Origin of the sequence: Pontibacter litorisediminis, assembly GCF_029360645.1 — a bacterium.
GTDB classification, from domain to species: domain Bacteria; phylum Bacteroidota; class Bacteroidia; order Cytophagales; family Hymenobacteraceae; genus Pontibacter; species Pontibacter litorisediminis.
In genome coordinates this window covers 327964-346723 of the sequence record NZ_JARDUA010000002.1, presented here as the reverse complement: position 1 = coordinate 346723, position 18760 = coordinate 327964, and the positions used below count along the sequence as shown (strand labels likewise).

The 18760-nt window shown below is 56.2% G+C and carries 16 protein-coding genes; 14 read left to right on the top strand and 2 right to left on the bottom strand.

Features of this window, described 5'->3' with window-relative positions; all coding sequences use genetic code 11:
* Nucleotides 1-205 precede the first annotated feature (205 nt).
* The 6 genes from ilvD (at nt 206) to PXG97_RS07745 (ending at nt 8526) form a co-directional block, all read left to right on the top strand.
* Entirely contained in the window at nt 206-1924 is a 1719-nt protein-coding gene (gene ilvD / locus PXG97_RS07770) for a dihydroxy-acid dehydratase (protein WP_276497184.1), read from the top strand.
* Complete coding sequence (gene ilvB, locus PXG97_RS07765; RefSeq protein ID WP_276497183.1) at nt 1887-3620, top strand: biosynthetic-type acetolactate synthase large subunit; 1734 nt, start codon at nt 1887-1889, stop codon at nt 3618-3620. The genes ilvD and ilvB overlap by 38 nt, the downstream gene beginning before the upstream one ends.
* Before the next feature lie 23 nt (nt 3621-3643).
* Nucleotides 3644-4252, top strand: a complete 609-nt coding sequence (ilvN, locus tag PXG97_RS07760; protein WP_276497182.1) for an acetolactate synthase small subunit — start codon at nt 3644-3646, stop codon at nt 4250-4252.
* A gap of 143 nt (nt 4253-4395) precedes the next feature.
* Nucleotides 4396-5436 carry a ketol-acid reductoisomerase gene (ilvC, locus tag PXG97_RS07755; RefSeq protein ID WP_276497181.1) on the top strand — a complete coding sequence of 347 codons (1041 nt, stop codon included), beginning with the start codon at nt 4396-4398 and terminating at the stop codon, nt 5434-5436.
* 8 nt (nt 5437-5444) lie between these two features.
* On the top strand, nt 5445-6716 hold the full coding sequence (gene ilvA, locus PXG97_RS07750; protein WP_276497180.1) for a threonine ammonia-lyase IlvA: 1272 nt from the start codon (nt 5445-5447) through the stop codon (nt 6714-6716).
* Nucleotides 6717-6996: 280 nt separating this feature from the next.
* Nucleotides 6997-8526, top strand: a complete 1530-nt coding sequence (locus PXG97_RS07745; RefSeq protein ID WP_276497179.1) for an ATP-binding cassette domain-containing protein — start codon at nt 6997-6999, stop codon at nt 8524-8526.
* 186 nt (nt 8527-8712) lie between these two features.
* On the opposite strand, the gene PXG97_RS07740 is transcribed toward PXG97_RS07745, so the two are convergent.
* Nucleotides 8713-10269: a protein adenylyltransferase SelO gene (locus tag PXG97_RS07740; protein ID WP_276497178.1), complete on the bottom strand. Its 1557-nt coding sequence runs from the start codon at nt 10267-10269 to the stop codon at nt 8713-8715.
* A 217-nt stretch (nt 10270-10486) separates the two neighbouring features.
* Here PXG97_RS07740 and PXG97_RS07735 point away from each other — a divergent pair, with 217 nt between their 5' ends.
* The 3 genes from PXG97_RS07735 (at nt 10487) to PXG97_RS07725 (ending at nt 12357) form a co-directional block, all read left to right on the top strand.
* Nucleotides 10487-10699 (top strand): hypothetical protein, encoded by a 213-nt coding sequence (locus PXG97_RS07735; protein ID WP_276497177.1) that lies wholly within the window; start codon nt 10487-10489, stop codon nt 10697-10699.
* Between the two features lie 312 nt (nt 10700-11011).
* Nucleotides 11012-11941 carry a 2-hydroxyacid dehydrogenase gene (locus PXG97_RS07730; protein ID WP_276497176.1) on the top strand — a complete coding sequence of 310 codons (930 nt, stop codon included), beginning with the start codon at nt 11012-11014 and terminating at the stop codon, nt 11939-11941.
* A gap of 2 nt (nt 11942-11943) precedes the next feature.
* Nucleotides 11944-12357: a VOC family protein gene (locus tag PXG97_RS07725; RefSeq protein ID WP_276497175.1), complete on the top strand. Its 414-nt coding sequence runs from the start codon at nt 11944-11946 to the stop codon at nt 12355-12357.
* Nucleotides 12358-12446: 89 nt separating this feature from the next.
* Here the strand turns inward: PXG97_RS07725 and PXG97_RS07720 are convergent, their stop codons facing one another.
* Nucleotides 12447-12884, bottom strand: a complete 438-nt coding sequence (locus tag PXG97_RS07720) for a hypothetical protein (protein WP_276497174.1) — start codon at nt 12882-12884, stop codon at nt 12447-12449.
* Nucleotides 12885-13144: 260 nt separating this feature from the next.
* On the opposite strand from PXG97_RS07720, the gene PXG97_RS07715 reads away from it, so the two are divergent.
* The 5 genes from PXG97_RS07715 (at nt 13145) to PXG97_RS07695 (ending at nt 18740) form a co-directional block, all read left to right on the top strand.
* Nucleotides 13145-13645, top strand: coding sequence for a (2Fe-2S)-binding protein (locus PXG97_RS07715; RefSeq protein WP_276497173.1), 501 nt, complete (start codon nt 13145-13147; stop codon nt 13643-13645).
* Nucleotides 13642-14637: an FAD binding domain-containing protein gene (locus tag PXG97_RS07710; protein ID WP_276497172.1), complete on the top strand. Its 996-nt coding sequence runs from the start codon at nt 13642-13644 to the stop codon at nt 14635-14637. Before PXG97_RS07715 ends, PXG97_RS07710 begins: the two co-directional genes overlap by 4 nt.
* The gene (locus tag PXG97_RS07705; protein WP_276497171.1) at nt 14634-16853 is read left to right on the top strand and encodes a xanthine dehydrogenase family protein molybdopterin-binding subunit; all 2220 of its coding nucleotides are present in this window, start codon (nt 14634-14636) and stop codon (nt 16851-16853) included. The genes PXG97_RS07710 and PXG97_RS07705 overlap by 4 nt, the downstream gene beginning before the upstream one ends.
* A 112-nt stretch (nt 16854-16965) precedes the next feature.
* The gene (locus tag PXG97_RS07700) at nt 16966-18144 is read left to right on the top strand and encodes an XdhC family protein (protein WP_276497170.1); all 1179 of its coding nucleotides are present in this window, start codon (nt 16966-16968) and stop codon (nt 18142-18144) included.
* Nucleotides 18141-18740 (top strand): nucleotidyltransferase family protein, encoded by a 600-nt coding sequence (locus tag PXG97_RS07695; RefSeq protein ID WP_276497169.1) that lies wholly within the window; start codon nt 18141-18143, stop codon nt 18738-18740. The genes PXG97_RS07700 and PXG97_RS07695 overlap by 4 nt, the downstream gene beginning before the upstream one ends.
* Nucleotides 18741-18760 lie beyond the last annotated feature (20 nt).

The window sequence follows — 18760 nt, the reverse complement described above, 5'->3', positions numbered from 1 at the left end:
GATAATCAGGTTGTTGGTCTTTTTAGACCATGCGTCAGAAAGTACGGAAACAGCGAAAGATGGCCTCAGCTTGCTGGCAAGATGTCTGAACTTGCAATGCAGGAGCCATGGTGTGGCAGCTTCTATGCCCTGGCAAACAAGAAATTAATCCGTAACCAGTGCCCTCCCCGGAGCGCGTTGGCTTACCTCTAACCACCTTAAAACAATGGCATTAAACAAATACAGCCGCCTCTACACCCAGGACGAGAGCCTCCCGGCTTCTCAGGCCATGCTGATCGGCTCGGGCCTGTCGGAAGAAGACCTGGGCAAACCTTTTGTGGGTATCTGCTCCACTGGTTTCGACGGCAACACATGTAACATGCACCTCAATGGCCTGGCCGACGAGGTGAAACAGGGCGTGAACCAGCTCGGGATGGTGGGGCTGCGCTTTAACACCATTGGCGTGAGCGACGGCATCACCAACGGCACGCCAGGCATGCGCTACTCCCTGGTGTCCCGCGAGGTGATTGCCGATTCCATCGAGACCATCACCGGGGCGCACAACTACGACGCCCTGGCCTGCGTGGTGGGCTGCGATAAGAACATGCCTGGTTCGCTGATGGCAATGGCACGCCTGAACCGGCCGGCGCTGATGGTGTATGGTGGCACGATCAAGGGCGGCGATTTTAAAGGGCAGAAGCTCAACATCGTCTCCTGCTTCGAGGCCTACGGCAAAAAGCTGAACGGTGCCATCTCCGACGAAGACTACAGAGGCATCATCCGAAACGCCTGCCCGGGGCCGGGTGCCTGCGGCGGCATGTATACAGCTAATACCATGGCCTCCGCTGCCGAGGCGCTGGGCATGTCCATTCCGTTCTCTTCCTCTTCGCCGGCCATCAGCGCTGAAAAGAAACAGGAGTGCCTCACAACAGGCCAGTACCTGCTGCGCCTCTTGGAGCGTGACATCAAACCAAGGGACATCCTGGTGCGCGAAGCTTTCGAAAATGCGCTGGTCCTGATCACGGTGCTGGGAGGTTCGACGAACGCCGTGCTGCACCTGATCGCCATTGCGCATGCGGCCGGCGTGAAACTGACCTTGCAGGATTTTCAGGAGGTGAGCAACCGGGTACCGGTGCTGGCCGACCTGAAGCCAAGCGGCAAGTACCTGATGGAGGACCTCTCTGCCTTGGGTGGCGTGCCTGCCGTGATGCGCACTCTGCTGGACGAAGGCCTGCTGACGGGAGACCTGATGACCGTAACGGGGCAGACGGTGGCCGAGAACCTGGCCGAGATAAAACCGCTGGGTGAGGAGCAGGACCTACTGCGCCCGCTGTCCAACCCAATCAAGGCAGACGGACACATCCAGACGCTCTACGGCAACTTGGCTCCCAAAGGCGCCGTGGCGAAAATATCCGGAAAGGAGGGACTCAAGTTCGAAGGGCCGGCCATCGTGTTTGACTCTGAGGAAGAACTAAACGAGGGTATCACCCTGGGCAAGATCAAAGCCGGGCAGGTGGTCGTCATCCGCTACGTCGGCCCAAAAGGCGGGCCCGGCATGCCGGAGATGCTGAAGCCAACCTCTGCCATCATGGGCGCCGGCCTGGGAGACAAGGTTGCCCTGATAACAGATGGCCGCTTCTCGGGAGGCACGCATGGCTTCGTTATCGGCCATGTTTGCCCCGAGGCCTACGACGGCGGCACCATCGCGCTGGTGGAAAACGGAGACCTGATCACCCTGGACGCCACCACCAACTCCATTCACCTGCATGTGGACGAAACGCTGCTGCAGCTGCGCCGCGACAGCTGGCAAAGGCCAGCGGCTGAGGTAAAGCAGGGGGTGCTGCTGAAGTACAGGCGAACTGTAAGCGACGCCAGCAACGGATGTATAACCGATTTAGAGGAAGCTCATGTTAACGAAAGAGAAACAAACCACAGCGTTGCCTGAGGAGGTTAAAACGATATCAGGAGCGGAGGCCGTTATATTTGCCCTGCTCGAAGAGAAGGTGGATACCGTCTTCGGCTACCCCGGTGGAGCCATCATGCCCGTGTATGATGCCCTGTATGACTATACCGACAAACTGAACCATGTGCTGGTGCGCCATGAGCAGGGGGGCATCCATGCCGGGCAGGGATACGCACGCTCCTCGGGTAAGGTAGGCGTGGTGTTTGCCACCAGCGGGCCCGGCGCCACCAACCTGGTAACCGGACTGGCTGATGCTCAGATCGACAGCACGCCCTTAGTTTGCATTACGGGGCAGGTATTCGCGCATTTGTTGGGCACAGATGCCTTTCAGGAAACGGACATCCTCAACATCACCACTCCGGTTACAAAATGGAACTACCAAGTAACAGATGCGAATGAGATACCGGAGGTATTAGCCAAGGCTTTCTACATAGCCCGGAGCGGTCGCCCGGGGCCGGTGCTGATCGACATCACCAAGAACGCCCAACTGCAGCCTTTCGACTATACCGGCTACCAGCCCTGCAAGCATATCCGCAGTTATAAGCCTAAGCCAACCGTGCGGCACGCGTACATCGCGCAGGCTGCCGAGCTGATCAACCAGGCACAGAAGCCATTTATACTTTGGGGCCAGGGCGTCATGCTGGGTGCGGCAGAAAGAGAGTTTAAGGCCTTCGTGGAGAAGAGCGGCATTCCGGCCGCCTGGACCATTATGGGTACGGGCGCCTTGCCGAGCGACCACCCGCAGAACGTGGGCATGCTGGGCATGCACGGCAATTATGGCCCCAACGTGCTCACCAACGAGTGCGATGTACTCATCGCCATCGGCATGCGCTTCGATGACCGCGTAACCGGCCGGCTGGACAAGTATGCCAAACAGGCTAAAATCGTGCACCTGGACATTGATCCTACGGAGATAGGCAAGAACGTGCCGGTAGCCGTGCCGGTGTGGGGCGACTGCAAGGAAACGCTCCCGCTGCTGACTGAGTTGGTGGAGGCAAAAGAGCATCGGGAGTGGCTAGCGCTGTTCCGCAAGTATAACGACCAAGAAATTGAGGCGGTGATACAGGAGGAGCTTTTCCCGACCTCCGAGGAGATGACCATGGGAGAGGTAATGCAGCAGCTGAACGAGCTGACCTCCGGGGAGGCGATTGTAGTATCGGATGTGGGGCAGCACCAGATGGTGGCCTGCCGCTATGCCAAGCTGAACCATACCCGCAGCAATATCACCAGCGGTGGCCTGGGCACCATGGGCTTTGCCCTGCCGGCTGCCATTGGCGCCAAATTCGGCGCACCGGAAAGAACGGTGGTGGCTGTGATCGGCGATGGTGGTTTTCAGATGACCCTGCAGGAGCTGGGCACCATCATGCAGAGCGGTGCCGAGGTGAAGATCTTGATCCTCAACAACCGGTTCCTGGGCATGGTGCGGCAGTGGCAGGAGCTGTTTCACGAGCGCCGCTACTCTTTTGTAGACATCACCAGCCCGGACTTTGTAAAGGTGGCCAGCGGCTACGGCATCAGCGGCAAGAGCATCAACAGAAGAGAGGAGCTACGAACGGCGCTGCAGGAGATGCTGTCGCACAAGGGATCTTTCCTGTTAGAAGTGATGGTAACCAAGGAAAACAACGTGTTTCCGATGGTGCCGCAGGGCTGTAGTGTAAGCGAAATCAGGCTTAAATAGTAGCCGCATAAACAAGTATAAGTATGCGTAACGAGACCCAAACCGACAAGCAGGAGTTCAACATCACGGTTTACACCGAGAACCACATCGGGCTCCTGACCCGCGTTTCCATCATCTTCTCCCGGAGAAAAATCAACGTGGAAAGCCTCAACACCTCACCTTCCGAGATCGAAGGCATTCACCGCTTCAATATTGTGATCAATGAGACAGCTGAAGTGGTGCGTAAGATAGCCGGGCAGATAGAGAAGCAGGTGGGCGTGCTGAAAGTATACTTCAACACCAACCAGGACGTGATTTGGCAGGAGATGGCACTCTACAAAGTGCCTACCGATGTGATTGCCGAGCGTGCCGTCGTGGAGCGCCTGCTGCGGGAGAACGGTGCCCGCGCCGTGGTGATCCGCAAGGACTATACTGTCTTCGAGACCACCGGCCAGCGCGAAGAGACAGACAAGCTGATCAAAGTGCTGGAGCCTTACGGGCTGATCGAGTTTGTGCGCAGCGCCCGCATCGCTATCATCAAAGACAGCGACGGCTTCCACCGCAAACTGCAGGAGTTCGAGCAAAGCGAGCCTGGCGACGAGGTGGTGGAGAACGAGTACCTGAGCAGCCGCGAGAAAGTTTTTACCATGTAGTTTTTTAGACAATAGACAAAGGATTTTATGATAAAAGACAATACAATCGGGAAGTATAAAGCACCGGTCTCTACTAGTCTTTTGTCCTTTGTCAAGCAGTCTTTCATCAAAAGTATAAACCAACCTTAAAACAAATTAAACCAATGGCAACTATCAATTTTGGAGGAGTAGACGAAACCGTTATCACCCGCGACGAATTTCCGCTAGCAAAGGCACGCGAAGTGCTGAAAGACGAGGTGATCGCCGTGATCGGTTATGGCGTGCAGGGCCCGGGCCAGGCACTGAACCTGAGAGACAACGGCTTTAACGTGATTGTGGGCCAGCGCCAGGATTCGGCCTCCTGGGAGAAAGCAAAAAGCGACGGATGGGTAGAGGGCGAAACCCTTTTCTCGATCGAGGAAGCGGCTGAGCGCGGCACCATCATCGCCAACCTGCTGTCGGATGCCGGCCAGATTGCCGTGTGGCCAACCCTGAAGGAAAGGCTGAAGCCAGGCAAAGCGCTCTACTTCTCACACGGCTTCGGCATCACGTTTAAGGAGCACACGAGCATAGTGCCGCCTGCCGACGTGGATGTGATTCTGGCGGCCCCGAAAGGCAGCGGCACGAGCCTGCGCAGGCTATTCCTGAGCGGTGGCGGCCTTAACTCTTCTTTCGCTGTGTACCAGGATGCCACCGGCAAAGCCTATGAGAAGGCTGTGGCGATGGGCATCGGCATTGGTTCGGGTTACCTGTTCGAGACAGACTTTAAAAAAGAAGTATACAGCGACCTGACAGGCGAGCGTGGCGTGTTGATGGGTGCCCTGGCCGGTATCATTGAGGCACAGTACCAGGTGCTGCGTCAGCGTGGCCACTCGCCGTCAGAGGCTTTCAACGAAACCGTGGAAGAGCTAACCCAAAGCCTAGTGCCGCTGGTAGGCGAAAACGGCATGGACTGGATGTTCTCCAACTGCTCGGTAACGGCCCAGCGTGGTGCCCTGGATTGGAAAGGCAAGTTCAGAGAAGCCACACTGCCGGTGCTCAACGAGCTGTACGACAGCGTGGCCTCCGGCAAAGAGGCGGAGCGCACCATTCAGCGCGGCTCTACACCGGGATACCGCCAGGAACTGGAGGCAGAACTGGCAGAGATACGCGAATCAGAATTATGGCAAACAGGAGCAACGGTGCGTAAGCTCCGCTCCAAGTAATCAGTAGTATGGATAAAGATGTAGCTTTAGAGAATACCGTCGTAGCCCTGGAGAGGGTGCAGCGGGCGGCGATGAATTTGAGGGGGGTGATCTACAAGACGCCCCTGTTGCAGAACCACTGGCTTTCTCAGACCTATGGTGCCGACATTTACCTGAAACGCGAGGACCTGCAGATCGTGCGCTCCTACAAGATCAGGGGGGCATACAACAAGATTTCTACGCTTTCTGCCCAGCAGGTAGAGCGGGAGATAGTGTGCGCCAGCGCCGGCAACCATGCTCAGGGAGTGGCCTATGCCTGCCAGCTGCTCGGTATTAAAGGCTACATCTTTATGCCTGCCAACACACCCGCCCAAAAGGTGGGCAAGGTGCGGCTTTTCGGAAAGGATAAGGTGGAGGTGGTGCTTACCGGCAACACGTACGACGAGGCTTATGCCGCCGCCAAGGATTTATGCGATAGCCACGGCGCCACCTTTATTCACCCCTTCGACGACATGGCCATTGTAGAGGGGCAGGCAACGGTGGGCTTGGAGGTGCTGCAGGACGCTACCTTCGACATCGATTACTGCTTTGTGCCGATAGGCGGGGGCGGTTTGGCATCCGGAGTGGCCAGCGTGTTCAAGCAATTGAGCCCGAAAACAAAGATCGTGGGCGTGCAGCCCATGGGGGCGCCCTCCATGTATACCTCTATCCGGGAGGACAGGCGGCAGGCGCTGGAAAGCATAGATAGCTTCGTGGATGGGGCCGCGGTGAAATGCCCGGGTGAGCTGACCTATGAGCTGTGTCGGGAACTGCTGGACGACATTGTGCTGGTGCCGGAAGGTCAGGTTTGCGAAGACCTCCTGAAGATGTACAACGAGGAGGGAATCGTATTGGAGCCGGCGGGTACGCTTACGGTGTCGGTACTGAAAACGTATGCTGATAAAATCGCCGGAAAGAACGTGGTCTGCGTGATCAGTGGCAGCAACAACGATATCACCCGCATGGAGGATATCAAGGAGCGGGCCATGCAGCACCAGGGTTTGAAACACTACTTCATGGTGACCTTCAACCAGAAGCCCGGTGCCCTCCGTACATTCATGAACCAGGTGCTAGACCCTGGCGACGACATCATCCATTTCCAGTACATCAAGAAGAACAACAAGGAAAAAGGCCCTGTTTTTATCGGCATCGAGGTAAAACAGCCGCACGATGTGGAGAACATCAAGCACCGCATGGCCGAAGAGGGTTTTGCCTACGAATACCTGAACGGTAAGCAGGACTTCCTGAATCTGCTGGTGTAAACCAACCACTACCTGAAAATATAAGTCTCCGCCGGATGCATGTCGGGCGGGGATTTTTATTTTACAGGAGAAGGCATTGCCTTATTCGGAGAGAATATCTACTGAAAAAAGCCTAATCAACAACAGGAAGTATAACAGCTATACTTCAGAAAGCTAAACTGCCTGACCAGGAAAATTAGCCTCTTGGTCTTAAGCGCACCCAGTCCAGTTATGCAGCAAGTTGCTCGTAAGACTCAGGGTGAACCGCAACTACGGCAGCAAAAGCAAAAAGACACTCATTATGCCCACATCACCTATTATTCTTAGCCTCGACAGCATCACCGTTCGCTATTTAAACCAGCAGCTATTCCAAAACCTGAGCTTTGCGGTTAACAAAGGCGAGCATTGGGCCTTAACAGGGGAGGGGGCAACAGATTTGTTGCAAACCATTGCCGGTAAGTATAATGTAACACAGGGAAGCGTGCGGCAAGCGTATTACGAGGACTATCTGAAGGAGAATCCTCAACAGAAGTTGCCCTTCACATATTCCGATCTGGTGGCAGAGGTTATGCAGAAGCACAACTTCCGGAACCTATCATCTAATGCCACCGAGTTTTACTACCAGCAACGCTATCATGCCCGTGACTCCGAGGATGCCCCGCAAGTTAAAACGTATCTAGCGGAGATAAAGCCGGCCACCACTACTCCGGCTGTCTGGACCTACGACCAGGTTATTCATACCTTCAGGTTGGGAGATCTGCTGGAGAAAGAGTTGATCAAGCTGTCGAATGGGGAAACCAAGCGGTTACTTGTTGCTGCTGCACTGCTGCGGAACCCCAGCCTGCTGCTCCTCGACTATCCGCTAACGGGGCTGGATGTGGAGTCGCGCGCTTCTTTCAGCGACGTCATTAACCAAGTCATTGCCTCAGGTATAACAGTGGTCATGACAACTTCCGCAACGGAGATACCGGGAGGCATAACGCATGTGGCGGTGGTGGAAGAAAGGCAAATCGCGGCGGCTGTACTGCAAGAAGCCTACATGCCCCTGCAGGCAAAAATCTTTCCTGTAGTTACCATAGCCAAGCAGGAGCTGCAGGAGCTGTTTTCTCCCGATCCGTCCGTACAATGCGGTACAGTGGTGCAGCTGACAGATGTGTCGATCAAGTATGGCGATAAGCTGGTGTTGGATAGTATAAACTGGCGGATAAGGCAAGGCGACCGCTGGGCACTGCTGGGGCATAACGGCGCCGGTAAGTCTACGCTACTTAGCCTTATTACGGGTGATAACCCGCAGGCCTACGCTAAGAAAATCATACTATTCGACCGCCAAAGGGGTAGCGGTGAAAGCATCTGGGACATTAAGAAAAGAATTGGGTTTGTGTCTCCGGAGCTGTTCCAGTACTTTCCTGACAACTGTACGTGCCTGGAGGTGGTGGAGTCAGGCTTCTATGATACACTGGGCCTCGTTCGCCCGGGCGAGGCTGCTAATGCCGAAAAAGCCCGACGCTGGATGAAACTTTTGGGCATGGAGCAGGAATCAGACAAGCTCCTGAAACATGTTCCTGTGAGTGTGCAGCGGGTGTGCCTGCTGGCCAGGGCCCTTGTCAAAAATCCGCCGCTGCTGATTTTGGATGAGCCTTGCCAGGGGATGGACCAGCACCAGAAGTTATACTTTAAACAGCTGCTGGAGGCTATCTGCACGCACAGCAGCACAACACTGGTGTACGTCACCCACTACCAGGAAGAAATTCCTGAATCGGTGGACAAGGTGCTGCAGCTAAAAGAAGGGAAGATCATAAGCAAGGGAGTAGTGGAACCTGTGGAGGAGTGAGTTCAGAAGGTGTAAGGTGTCATTTGAGCACGACCTGTTCGAGGTTTGCACAGGGAGATTTTAAGAGAACCTCTAGCGCTGTTTGAGATAATACTTCATTCTTTTTCAAAACCTGAAGTATAAAGCTGATAAAACAACAAAGGCGGCACCCTGTATCAGGAGCCGCCTTTGTTTATACTTATACTTTTATGAACTGCACGACAGCATCGAGCAGCCGGCCTTCTGCGTAGCCCATCCCGGCCTTGTCTCAAAGAACTCGTCGAACTTATCGGAGTATGGCTCCCGAAGCGCTTGCTGCAGTTTCTCGAAGAGCGCCGTTTCGCCTTTCTCCAGCTCCTCTATGGCTTGGTGCAGCAGGTAGTTGCGAAGGATGAAGCGCGGGTTATTTTTGCGCATCAACTCCTGCGAGGCCTGGCGCGTGATCGCATTCGTGTTGAGGCGCTCCAGGTATTTCTCAATTAAAGTATACAGCGCCTGCTGCTGCTCTTCGCTAAGCTCATCGTAGAGGCTCTCTTTAAAGTATGCCGCCACTTCCTGGGCACTGCCCATAAAGAGCGGCAGGTCTATGAGGAGTTGGAAGAAGATCGTCATGTCGGGTTTGAGGGCGGCTAGCGTCTGCTCAAACTGCGTGATCAGGTCCGTATCGCCGCTCTTAAGCTTATCCAGGCCCAGCTTGTTGCCCATCATGGCATAGTACTTCCGCCAATATACTTCCTTGTAGCTTTCCAGGGCGGGCAGCAGCTGATCTTTATCCACCAAAGGCAGCAACGCTGCCGCCAGGCAACCCAGGTTCCAGTAAGCGATGCTGGGCTGTTTGCCAAAGGCATACCTTCTGCCCGGCAGGTCGGTGGTGTTCGGGGTAAAGTCAGGGTCGTAATCGTCCAGGAAGGAGTAGGGGCCATAGTCTATCGTGAGGCCAAGTATGGACATGTTATCCGTGTTCATCACGCCATGCACAAAACCTACCCGCTGCCACTCCACCATCAGGCTGGCGGTGCGCTCCACTACCTCCTTAAACCAGGTAATCACCTTGTCCTCCCCCTGGATGTGGGGGTAATAGCGGCTGATGGTCCAGTCCACGAGCTGGCGCAGATGCTCGTGCTCCTTGCGGGCGTTCAGCAGCTCAAAGTTGCCGAAACGCAGAAAGCTCGGAGCCACGCGCAGCACGATGGCGCCGGGCTCGTAGGCGGCGTTGCCGTTGTAGAACATGTCGCGCAGCACGGGCTCGCCGGTAGCCACCAGGCTCAGGGCGCGGGTGGTCGGGATGCCCAGGTAGTGCATGGCTTCGCTCATCAGGTACTCGCGCACTGAAGAGCGCAGCACCGCCCGGCCATCGGCGCGGCGGGAGTAGGCCGTAGGGCCACCGCCTTTCAGTTGCAGCTCGAAGATCTTTCCTTCCGGGGCTTGCCATTCGCCCAGGGTAATGGCCCTGCCGTCGCCCAACTGTCCGGCCCAGCCGCCAAACTGGTGGCCGGCGTAGCAGGCGGCGTAGGGATACATGGCATCGGCCACATGGTTGCCGCCCAGTATATCCAGCTCCTGCTGCTCTTCCGGCTTCTTGATCCCCAGCTCTGCGGCCAATTCATCAGACCAGGCCAGCAGGGTTGCTTTCTCCACGGGCGTGGGGATGGCTTTGCTGTAGAGCACGCCCGGCGTCTGGCGGGGCGTCAGGTCGCCGCTCTCGTCGCCGGGAAAGGTAGTCACAAATTCTTTCTTATAGTTGTCGGAGCGGAGGCTCTTCATGCAGTATCGGTTTTTTGAGGTTTAATATTTTGCCCCCTATGAAAGCGCGGGGCTCTGAAGGTAACAAGTATAGGGCGGAATTAGTTAACTTTTGGTTGTTTAATTACGGGTAAGCGTAGGGCTTTGCCATTTGGCAGCGGTAGGAGCCGCTCCAAGCATATCTAATACACACCTGCTCCCGTATCTACTAGCAAACAGATAAAACAGCAACAAAACCATGGACAACTCTCTCTCAAATACCTCTCTGCGAAGCCTTGTACAGGACCCGTCTCAGCTGGCAGATATCATCAAAGACCCGACCAAAGGACTGGACTTCTACAAGGGGCTGTCGGTGAAAGAGCAGCAGTACCTTCTTTTTGCCGCCGCCGCCGGGCTGATCGGCTATGCTATTTACCTGGGCAGGAGTCACAAACCGGATACCACGGCATAACATCGCGTAAAATGCTGCGTATAAAGAGTATACATCTTTTTAATTCGACAGACAGGTGACAAGCCTGAATAAAGCTTGCAGAAGCTTTGCTTAGAAACTGTAACGTTTGTTCGAAAAGCAAAGAGAAAGGCCTGCCTTAAGTTTGATCTTAAGGCAGGCTCTTTTCTTTTGTCCCCGTTAAGCGGTAGCGGTGTGCTTTAAACTTGTCGCAGCCAGTTTTTGAACGGCACATGCCGGTGTTTCGTGGTATAGGTTGTAACTTAGAGGCACTAGCGGCTAGAGATGTGTTGCCGCTGAAATCTTACCTAACGTATGCCTATATCCATTATTAGCCAGGGGAGGAACATAAGCCCCTGGGTGAAAGCGCTTAAAGAAAACAGACCGGACCTGGACCTGCGCGTTTATCCGGAAGATCACCCCCGCGAAGAAATCACGTTTGCCTTGGCCTGGGGCCACCCGCCTGGGGTGTTGCAGGAGTACCCCAACCTGATCTGCGTCTCCTCGCTGGGTGCCGGCGTGGACCATATTCTGAAAGACCCGGATATTCCGGAGCAGGCGCAGGTAGTGCGCATCAAGGATGAAAATCTAACCAGTGACATGGCCAACTTCACCATGGCCCTGGTGCTGAACCACCTGCGTAACCTGCACCAGCATAAAGCCGCCGAGAGTACCCAAACCTGGCAACCCCTGAAGTATAAGCGAAACGAAGAAGTGACGGTGGGCGTGATGGGGATTGGTGCGCTGGGCCTTGCAGTGGCGCAGCGCCTGAACAGCATTGGCCTTCGGGTAACAGGCTGGGCCAACTCCTCCAAGCAACTGGAGAACATACAGGTGCATGCAGGTCCTGAGGAACTGGACGCTTTCCTGGCCACCGCCGAAGTTCTGATCTGCCTGCTGCCCCTAACTCCGGAAACGGCTAACATCCTGAACAAGGAAAACCTGCTGAAGCTGCCGCAGGGTGCCTACGTGATTAACGTGGCGCGGGGCGAGCACCTGGTGGAGGAGGACCTGCTGGAGCTGCTGGATAACGGCCACCTGTCCGGGGCCAGCCTGGATGTGTTCCGGGAGGAGCCACTGCCGGAGGGGCATCCGTTCTGGTCCCATCCGAAGATCAACGTGACACCGCACATTGCCAGTGTCACCAACCCGGCGTCGGCGGTAGGGCTGATCCTTGAAAACTACGACCGGCTCCAGAACGGCGAACCGCTTCTCAACCTTGTTTCACGAACCAAAGGATACTAAACATGAACCCATTTCACTACGCTTTCAAAATAAAAGACATCGCCTCCACCCGTAAATTTTACGTGGACATCCTGGGTTGCCAGGAGGGGCGCAGCACCGAGCACTGGATCGACTTCGACTTCTTCGGCCATCAGCTCTCCGGCCACGTAAGTGCCAACATTCCGGAGCTGGACTATTGCGGCAAGGTGGACGGCGTTAGCGTGCCGGTGCCGCACTTTGGCTGCATCATCACCTACGAGCAGTTCGATCAGCTGCAGGAGAGGCTGCAGCAGCACGACATTAAGTTTGTGGTGAAGGCGCACACGCGTTACGAGGGGCAGGTGGGGGAGCAGCGCACCATGTTCGTGCTCGACCTGAGCGGCAACCCGTTGGAGTTTAAGGCTTTCAAGAACCCGGAAGAGGTATTTGCTTCTTAACCCGGAGTACAAAGTATAAAAACAGCCCCTGCCCCGGCTATCAAGTATGATCGGTGCAGAGGCTGTTCTTTTTAGAAACAAAGGTTAAATTACCGGCCCTTCTTGCCACGCCCTTTCTGCTGCTGTTTCTTCTGCTTGATGTGCGCCGCCTTCAGCTCCTTAAACTCCTCATTCGATACTGTCACGGTATAGTATAAGGAGGAAAGGATCGTCACATCCGCGTCAAAATCATACTCTATACTTAAAGATAGCTGTTTATCGGGGTTGAGCGTGTACTCTTCGCCTTCCTTGTCATACACCTCGAACTCATACTCGCCTTCCGCCAGCAGCTTGTTCTGGATGCGGACCAGGCGGTCACCAGTGATGATCACAGGCTCGTCCAGCTCCACCTCCAGGTCGAAGGGCTGGAAAAAGCGCCCGTCCTTTTTATGCGTAATGTACTCCACCCTGCTGATGTGCAGGGCGATATCCTGGTTCTTGTTCTCGCGGGTATACTTTATATCGTTGATGTTTCCGATCAGCTTCATAGGCTCTAGTGTTGGGCAGGTACAAAGGTAGTAAATCGCAGGCTCATAGTTCTCCTGCCTCTAGTTTCAAAACGTAACAACCTCCACAGCAAGGCAGCAGAGTCACTCTGTTTTGCCGGGGTGAGCCAGTGCACCACAAGTTTCCCCGCCTCCTACGTCAACAATAACAAAAGCGGGAGCGTAAACCCTAGTCTGTGCTGAAAAGCGCGCACCTGTACCCAATAATTACGCCTTCAAGATCTTTAATCATACTTGTACCCATGGAAAACAACGGCTCTGCCTTACCCCCCAAACAACCCGTCACGCTCCGCATCAATGGTGCTGAAAAGCAGCTGGAGCTGGCGCCCTGGACCTCCCTGCTCGACGCGCTGCGGGAGCACCTGCACCTAACCGGCACTAAAAAAGGCTGCGACCACGGCCAGTGCGGCGCCTGCACCGTGCTGGTGGACGGGAAGCGCATCAACTCCTGCCTGACCCTGGCTGTGATGCAGGAAGAAAAGGAAATCACCACCATCGAAGGGTTGGCCAAAGACGGGGAGCTGCACCCGGTGCAGCAGGCCTTCATCGACCACGATGCTTTCCAGTGCGGCTACTGTACGCCGGGGCAGATCTGTTCGGTGATCGGACTGGTGAACGAGGGGAAAGCCAAAACGCTGGATGATATCCGGGACCTGATGAGCGGGAACATCTGCCGCTGCGGAGCCTATGTAAACATTGTAAAAGTAGTGCAGGAAGCACTGGAAAGGAGCGAAGCCCGATGAGACCATTTACCTATACCCGGGCCACGGACGTGCGTAGCGCTGTGACAGAGGTTACCTCCCATACAAAGGCGAAGTTCGTTGCCGGTGGCACCAACCTGCTCGACCTGATGAAGATCGACGTAATGGCGCCGCAGCACCTGGTGGACATCACCCGCATCGCCCTCAAAACTGTAGAGGAGACCGAAGACGGCGGCCTGCGGCTGGGGGCGCTGGTGACCAACGCCGATACCGCCTACCACGAGCAGGTGGAGCAGCGCTACCCACTGCTCTCGCATGCCATACTGGCGGGGGCAACCGGTCAGTTGCGCAACATGGCCACCGACGGAGGCAACCTGCTGCAACGCACCCGCTGCTACTACTTCTACGACACCGACACACCCTGCAACAAGCGCGAACCCGGCTCCGGCTGCTCCGCCATCAAAGGCTATAACCGCGACCTGGCCATACTGGGAACCAGCGAGTATTGTATCGCCACCCACCCATCGGACATGTGCGTGGCCCTGGCGGCGCTGGATGCGAAGGTGAACGTAACAGGCAAGGACGGCGACCGCACGATACCTTTTGCAGATTTCCACCGGCTGCCGGGCGATACCCCGCACATCGACACCAACCTAAAGGAGGATGAAATTATCACCTCCATCGACCTGCCTGCCAATGGCTTTGCCAACCATTATACGTACCTGAAGCTCCGCGACCGCGCCTCCTATGCCTTTGCCTTGGTATCAGTGGCGGCGGCACTGGAGCTGGACGGCGGCACGATCAAAGAGGCGCGCATTGCCTTGGGTGGCGTGGCGCACAAGCCTTGGCGTAAGCCGGAAGCCGAAGCCCTGCTGCAGGGGCAGCAGCCCAACCGGGAAAACTTTCAGAAAGTGGCAGAGGCCTACCTGGAGGGTGCCAAAGGGTACGGCGACAATGATTTCAAAATAGAGCTGGCCAAGCGTGCCATTGTGCGGGCGCTGGAGCAGGCTTATAAAATGGAGGCAGCAGCATGAAAACTGAACAGATAGGAAAAGCGACCAACCGCGTGGACGGCCGCAAAAAGGTAACAGGCGAGGCAAAGTATGCTGCCGAGTTCCAGGCACCGAACCTGGCCTACGGTTTTGTGGTGAGCAGCGCCATCGCCAGGGGCAAGATCAAAAGCATTGACACCAGCCGTGCATTGGCGCTGGAGGGGGTGCTGCAGGTTTTTACCCACGAGAACAGGCCCGGCTATGTATGGGGAGACAAGAACTACCAGGACCAGGACTCACCCCCGGGTTCCCCGTTCCGCCCGCTGTACAAGGGCGAGGTGCAGTTCAGCATGCAGCCTATCGCACTGGTGGTAGCCGAAACCTTTGAGCTGGCCCGCTACGCCGCCATGCTGGTGGAGGTGACGTATGAGCCGGCTGATTTTGAAACTGATTTTGAGGCGAACCAGGAGCAGGCCTACGAACCGAAGGAGTATAAATCCACAGAACCGCCAAAGCCGTGGGGCAAGCCGGAGGAGGCGCTCGAGAAGGCCGCCCTGAAAGTGGAGACGGAGTACACTCACCCCAGTGAGCACCACAACCCCATGGAGATGCACGCCTCCACAGCCGTTTGGGAAGCGGGGGGGAGCATTACGGTGTACGACAAAATCCAGGGGGTGCAGAACAGCCAAAAGTACATCGCCAACGCCTTCGGCATGTCGAAGGAGGAGGTACGGGTGATCTCTCCGTTTGTGGGCGGCGCCTTCGGCTCGGGCCTGCGGCCGCAGTACCAGCTGTTTCTGGCAGTACTGGCGGCGCGGGAGCTGCAGCGGTCGGTGCGGGTGGTGCTGACGCGGCAACAGATGTTCTCCTTCGGCCACCGTCCTAAAACCCTGCAACGCTTTGCCGTAGGGGCCACGGCAGACGGAAAGGTTGAGGCCATAAAGCAGGATGTTTTTGCGGAGACTTCAAAGTTCGAAGACTACACCGAGGACGTCATCATCTGGTCGGGCGTGCTCTATAACAGCGAGCATGCCAGGCTGAGCCACAAACTGGTGAGCCTGGACGTGTACACGCCGCTCGACATGCGCGCGCCCGGAGGCACCACGGGAATCTATGCCTTGGAGTGCACCATGGACGAGCTGGCGTATAAGGCAGGTATGGATCCCCTGGAGTTCAGGCGGAAGAACTACTCAGAGAAGGACCAGATCCAGGACAAGCCTTTTTCGAGCAAAGAGCTGAAAGAATGCTACCGGCAAGGTGCTGAGAAGTTTGGCTGGAGCAAACGCAACCCCGAGCCACGTTCGATGAAGGAAGGCTACAACCTGATAGGCTGGGGAATGGCGCAGGGGGCCTGGGAGGCCACGCAAAAGGAGGCATCTGCCAAGGCGGTGCTAAGCCCTGACGGCAAGTTGACGGTGAGTTCGGCCACGGCCGATATCGGCACGGGTACTTATACCGTGATGACCCAGATCGCGGCCGAAACGGTGGGGCTGCCGTTGGAGGACGTTACGTTCCTGCTCGGGGACTCCTCCCTGCCAAAGTCGCCACTGGAAGGTGGCTCCTGGACGGTTTCCTCCATTGGTTCTGCCGTTAAGGCTGTCTGCGACAAGGTACGCCAGAAACTGCTGGAGCTGGCGCAGCAGGTTTCGGGCTCGCCGCTCATGGGTGCTACCTTAGAGGATGTGGTTTTCTCTGATGGGAAGATCAGCCTGAAAAGCGACGCCTCCAAAAGTATAACCATAGCCGCAGCCTTGGAACAAAACCAGGGCGAAGCGATAGAGGAGGAGGTGACAAACAAGCCCGATAAGAAGCAGCAGGACTATGCCCCTTATGCCCATTCTGCCACGTTTGTGGAGGTGAAGGTGGATGAGGACCTGGGAACGGTAAAAGTAACCCGCGTGGTGAGCGCCATTGCCGGCGGCCGGATCATCAACCCGAAAACAGCCAGAAGCCAGATTCTGGGCGGCATGGTTTGGGGCATCGGCGCAGCTCTGGAGGAGCACACGGTGATGGATAATAACCTGGGCCGCTTCATGAACCACGATCTGGATAAGTACCACGTGCCCGTAAATGCGGATGTGCATGAGATGGAGGTGATCTTTGTGGAGGAGAAAGATGACATCGTCAACCCGATCGGCGCGAAAGGTTTAGGGGAGATAGGCATTGTGAGCGTGGCACCCGCCATTGTTAATGCCATTTACCATGCTACCGGCAAGCGGGTACGGGAGCTGCCGATTACCCTGGATAAGCTGCTGTAACTAGAATAAAAGGAACAGGTGAATAACCCCGGATGAAGTGGAGGATTTCATCTGGGGTTCTGTTTTTGTAACTTGTACCCATCAAAAGCTAAAACGCTTTAAGTAAACTCTCATGAAAGAACTGCGGGATATTGTGCAGGCTTACGAACTGGCGCAACAAAAAGGGCAGCAGGCGGCGCTGGCGACAGTGGTGCAGGTGCAGGGGTCTTCTTACCGGAGGCCGGGCGCACGCATGCTGGTGACGGCGGATGGGCAGCTGACCGGTGCTATCAGCGGCGGCTGCCTGGAAGGTGACGCCCTGCGCAAGGCGCGCCTGGTGATGCTGGAGCAGAAGGCCATGCTCATCACCTATGACACCACTGACGAAGACGATACGCAACTGGGGGTTGGCCTGGGCTGCAACGGCATTATTCAGATACTCATTGAGCCTATTAACCCGGATGACTCCGCAAACCCGATCACTTTTTTCCAGTCTTTTTTGAGCAGCCGCCAAGCGGGGGTGGTCGTGACCCTTTTTTCGCTTGAGAATAGAAAAGCGCAGCAGCCGGGTACCTGCTTTTTCCTGCCAGAAAATGGGGCCAGCCTGGGTGCTTGTCCGTATGCCGCGGTACAGGATGCCATCCTGGCGGATGCGCAGCAGGTGCTCCGATCTGGCACTTCCAATACCCGTACTTATACTTCAACGGAAGGTGAGTTAACAGGCTTTGTGGAGTTGTTGCATCCTGCCGTATCGCTGGTGATAGCAGGCGCCGGAAACGATGCCCTTCCGCTGACACAGATGGCCGCACTGCTGGGCTGGCAGGTGACGGTGGTGGACGGACGTGGCAACTATGCTACGGCGGCACGCTTTCCTGCCGCGCAGCAGGTGCTTGTGGCAAAGCCGGAGCAGGCCTTGGCCCAGCTGACACCCGACTCCCGCACGGTGTTCGTGCTCATGACGCACAACTATAATTACGATCTGGCCATGCTGCGGCAGCTGTTGCCTTTGCCGCTACCTTACATTGGCTCGCTTGGGCCTAAGAAAAAGCTGGAGCGCATGCTGGGCGAGCTGCGCTCGGAAGGCATGGCCATCACCGATGAGATGCTGCAGCGGGTGTATGGGCCTACCGGGCTGGACATCGGCGCAGAAACATCCGAAGAGATCGCTCTTTCCATAGTTGCGGAGATCAAGGCGGTGCTGATGGGCAAGCCAGGCACATCGCTGCGCGAGAAGAGCGGGACCATACATGCACGTGCGGAAGAAAGCGCGGAAATCGGGCATCAGGTGCGTGTTTCGGGCTGTTCCCTATGACGGCGGGCCTTGTTATACTTGCGGCGGGCGCTTCCTCCCGGCTGGGGGAGCCCAAGCAGCAGCTGCAGTTCCAGGGCCAAAGCCTGCTGCAGCGGGCCGTACAGGCGGGGCTGGAGGCTGGTTTCGCTCCCCTTGTGGTGGTGCTGGGGGCAAATGCCGCAAAGTTTTTGCCGGAGCTAAGGGAGGCCGAAGTTACGGTTGTCCGGAATCCGGAGTGGCAGGAGGGGATGAGTGCCTCCATCCGTTGCGGGCTGGAGGAGTTGCTCCGCCTGCACCCAGAAACCTCAGGGGCTGTCTTTATGGTATGCGATCAGCCTTATGCCACTGCTGCCGTCCTAAAGGGGCTGCTGCAGGCAAAGCAGGGGAAGCGCGGCGACATTGTAGCCAGCGCCTACCAAAACACGCTGGGCACCCCTGTATTGTTCGATAAAGCATACTTCCCGGAGCTGCTGGCGCTGCGGGGGCAGGAGGGAGCCAAAAAAGTCATTCTCAAACATAAGGAAGCCGTAATTGCCTACCCCTTCCCGGCAGGGGCGATCGATATTGACACAGCGGCAGATTACGCGGCCTTGCTTCGGGCTGGCCTTACCGGTTAAATTAAGGATCACCTATACTT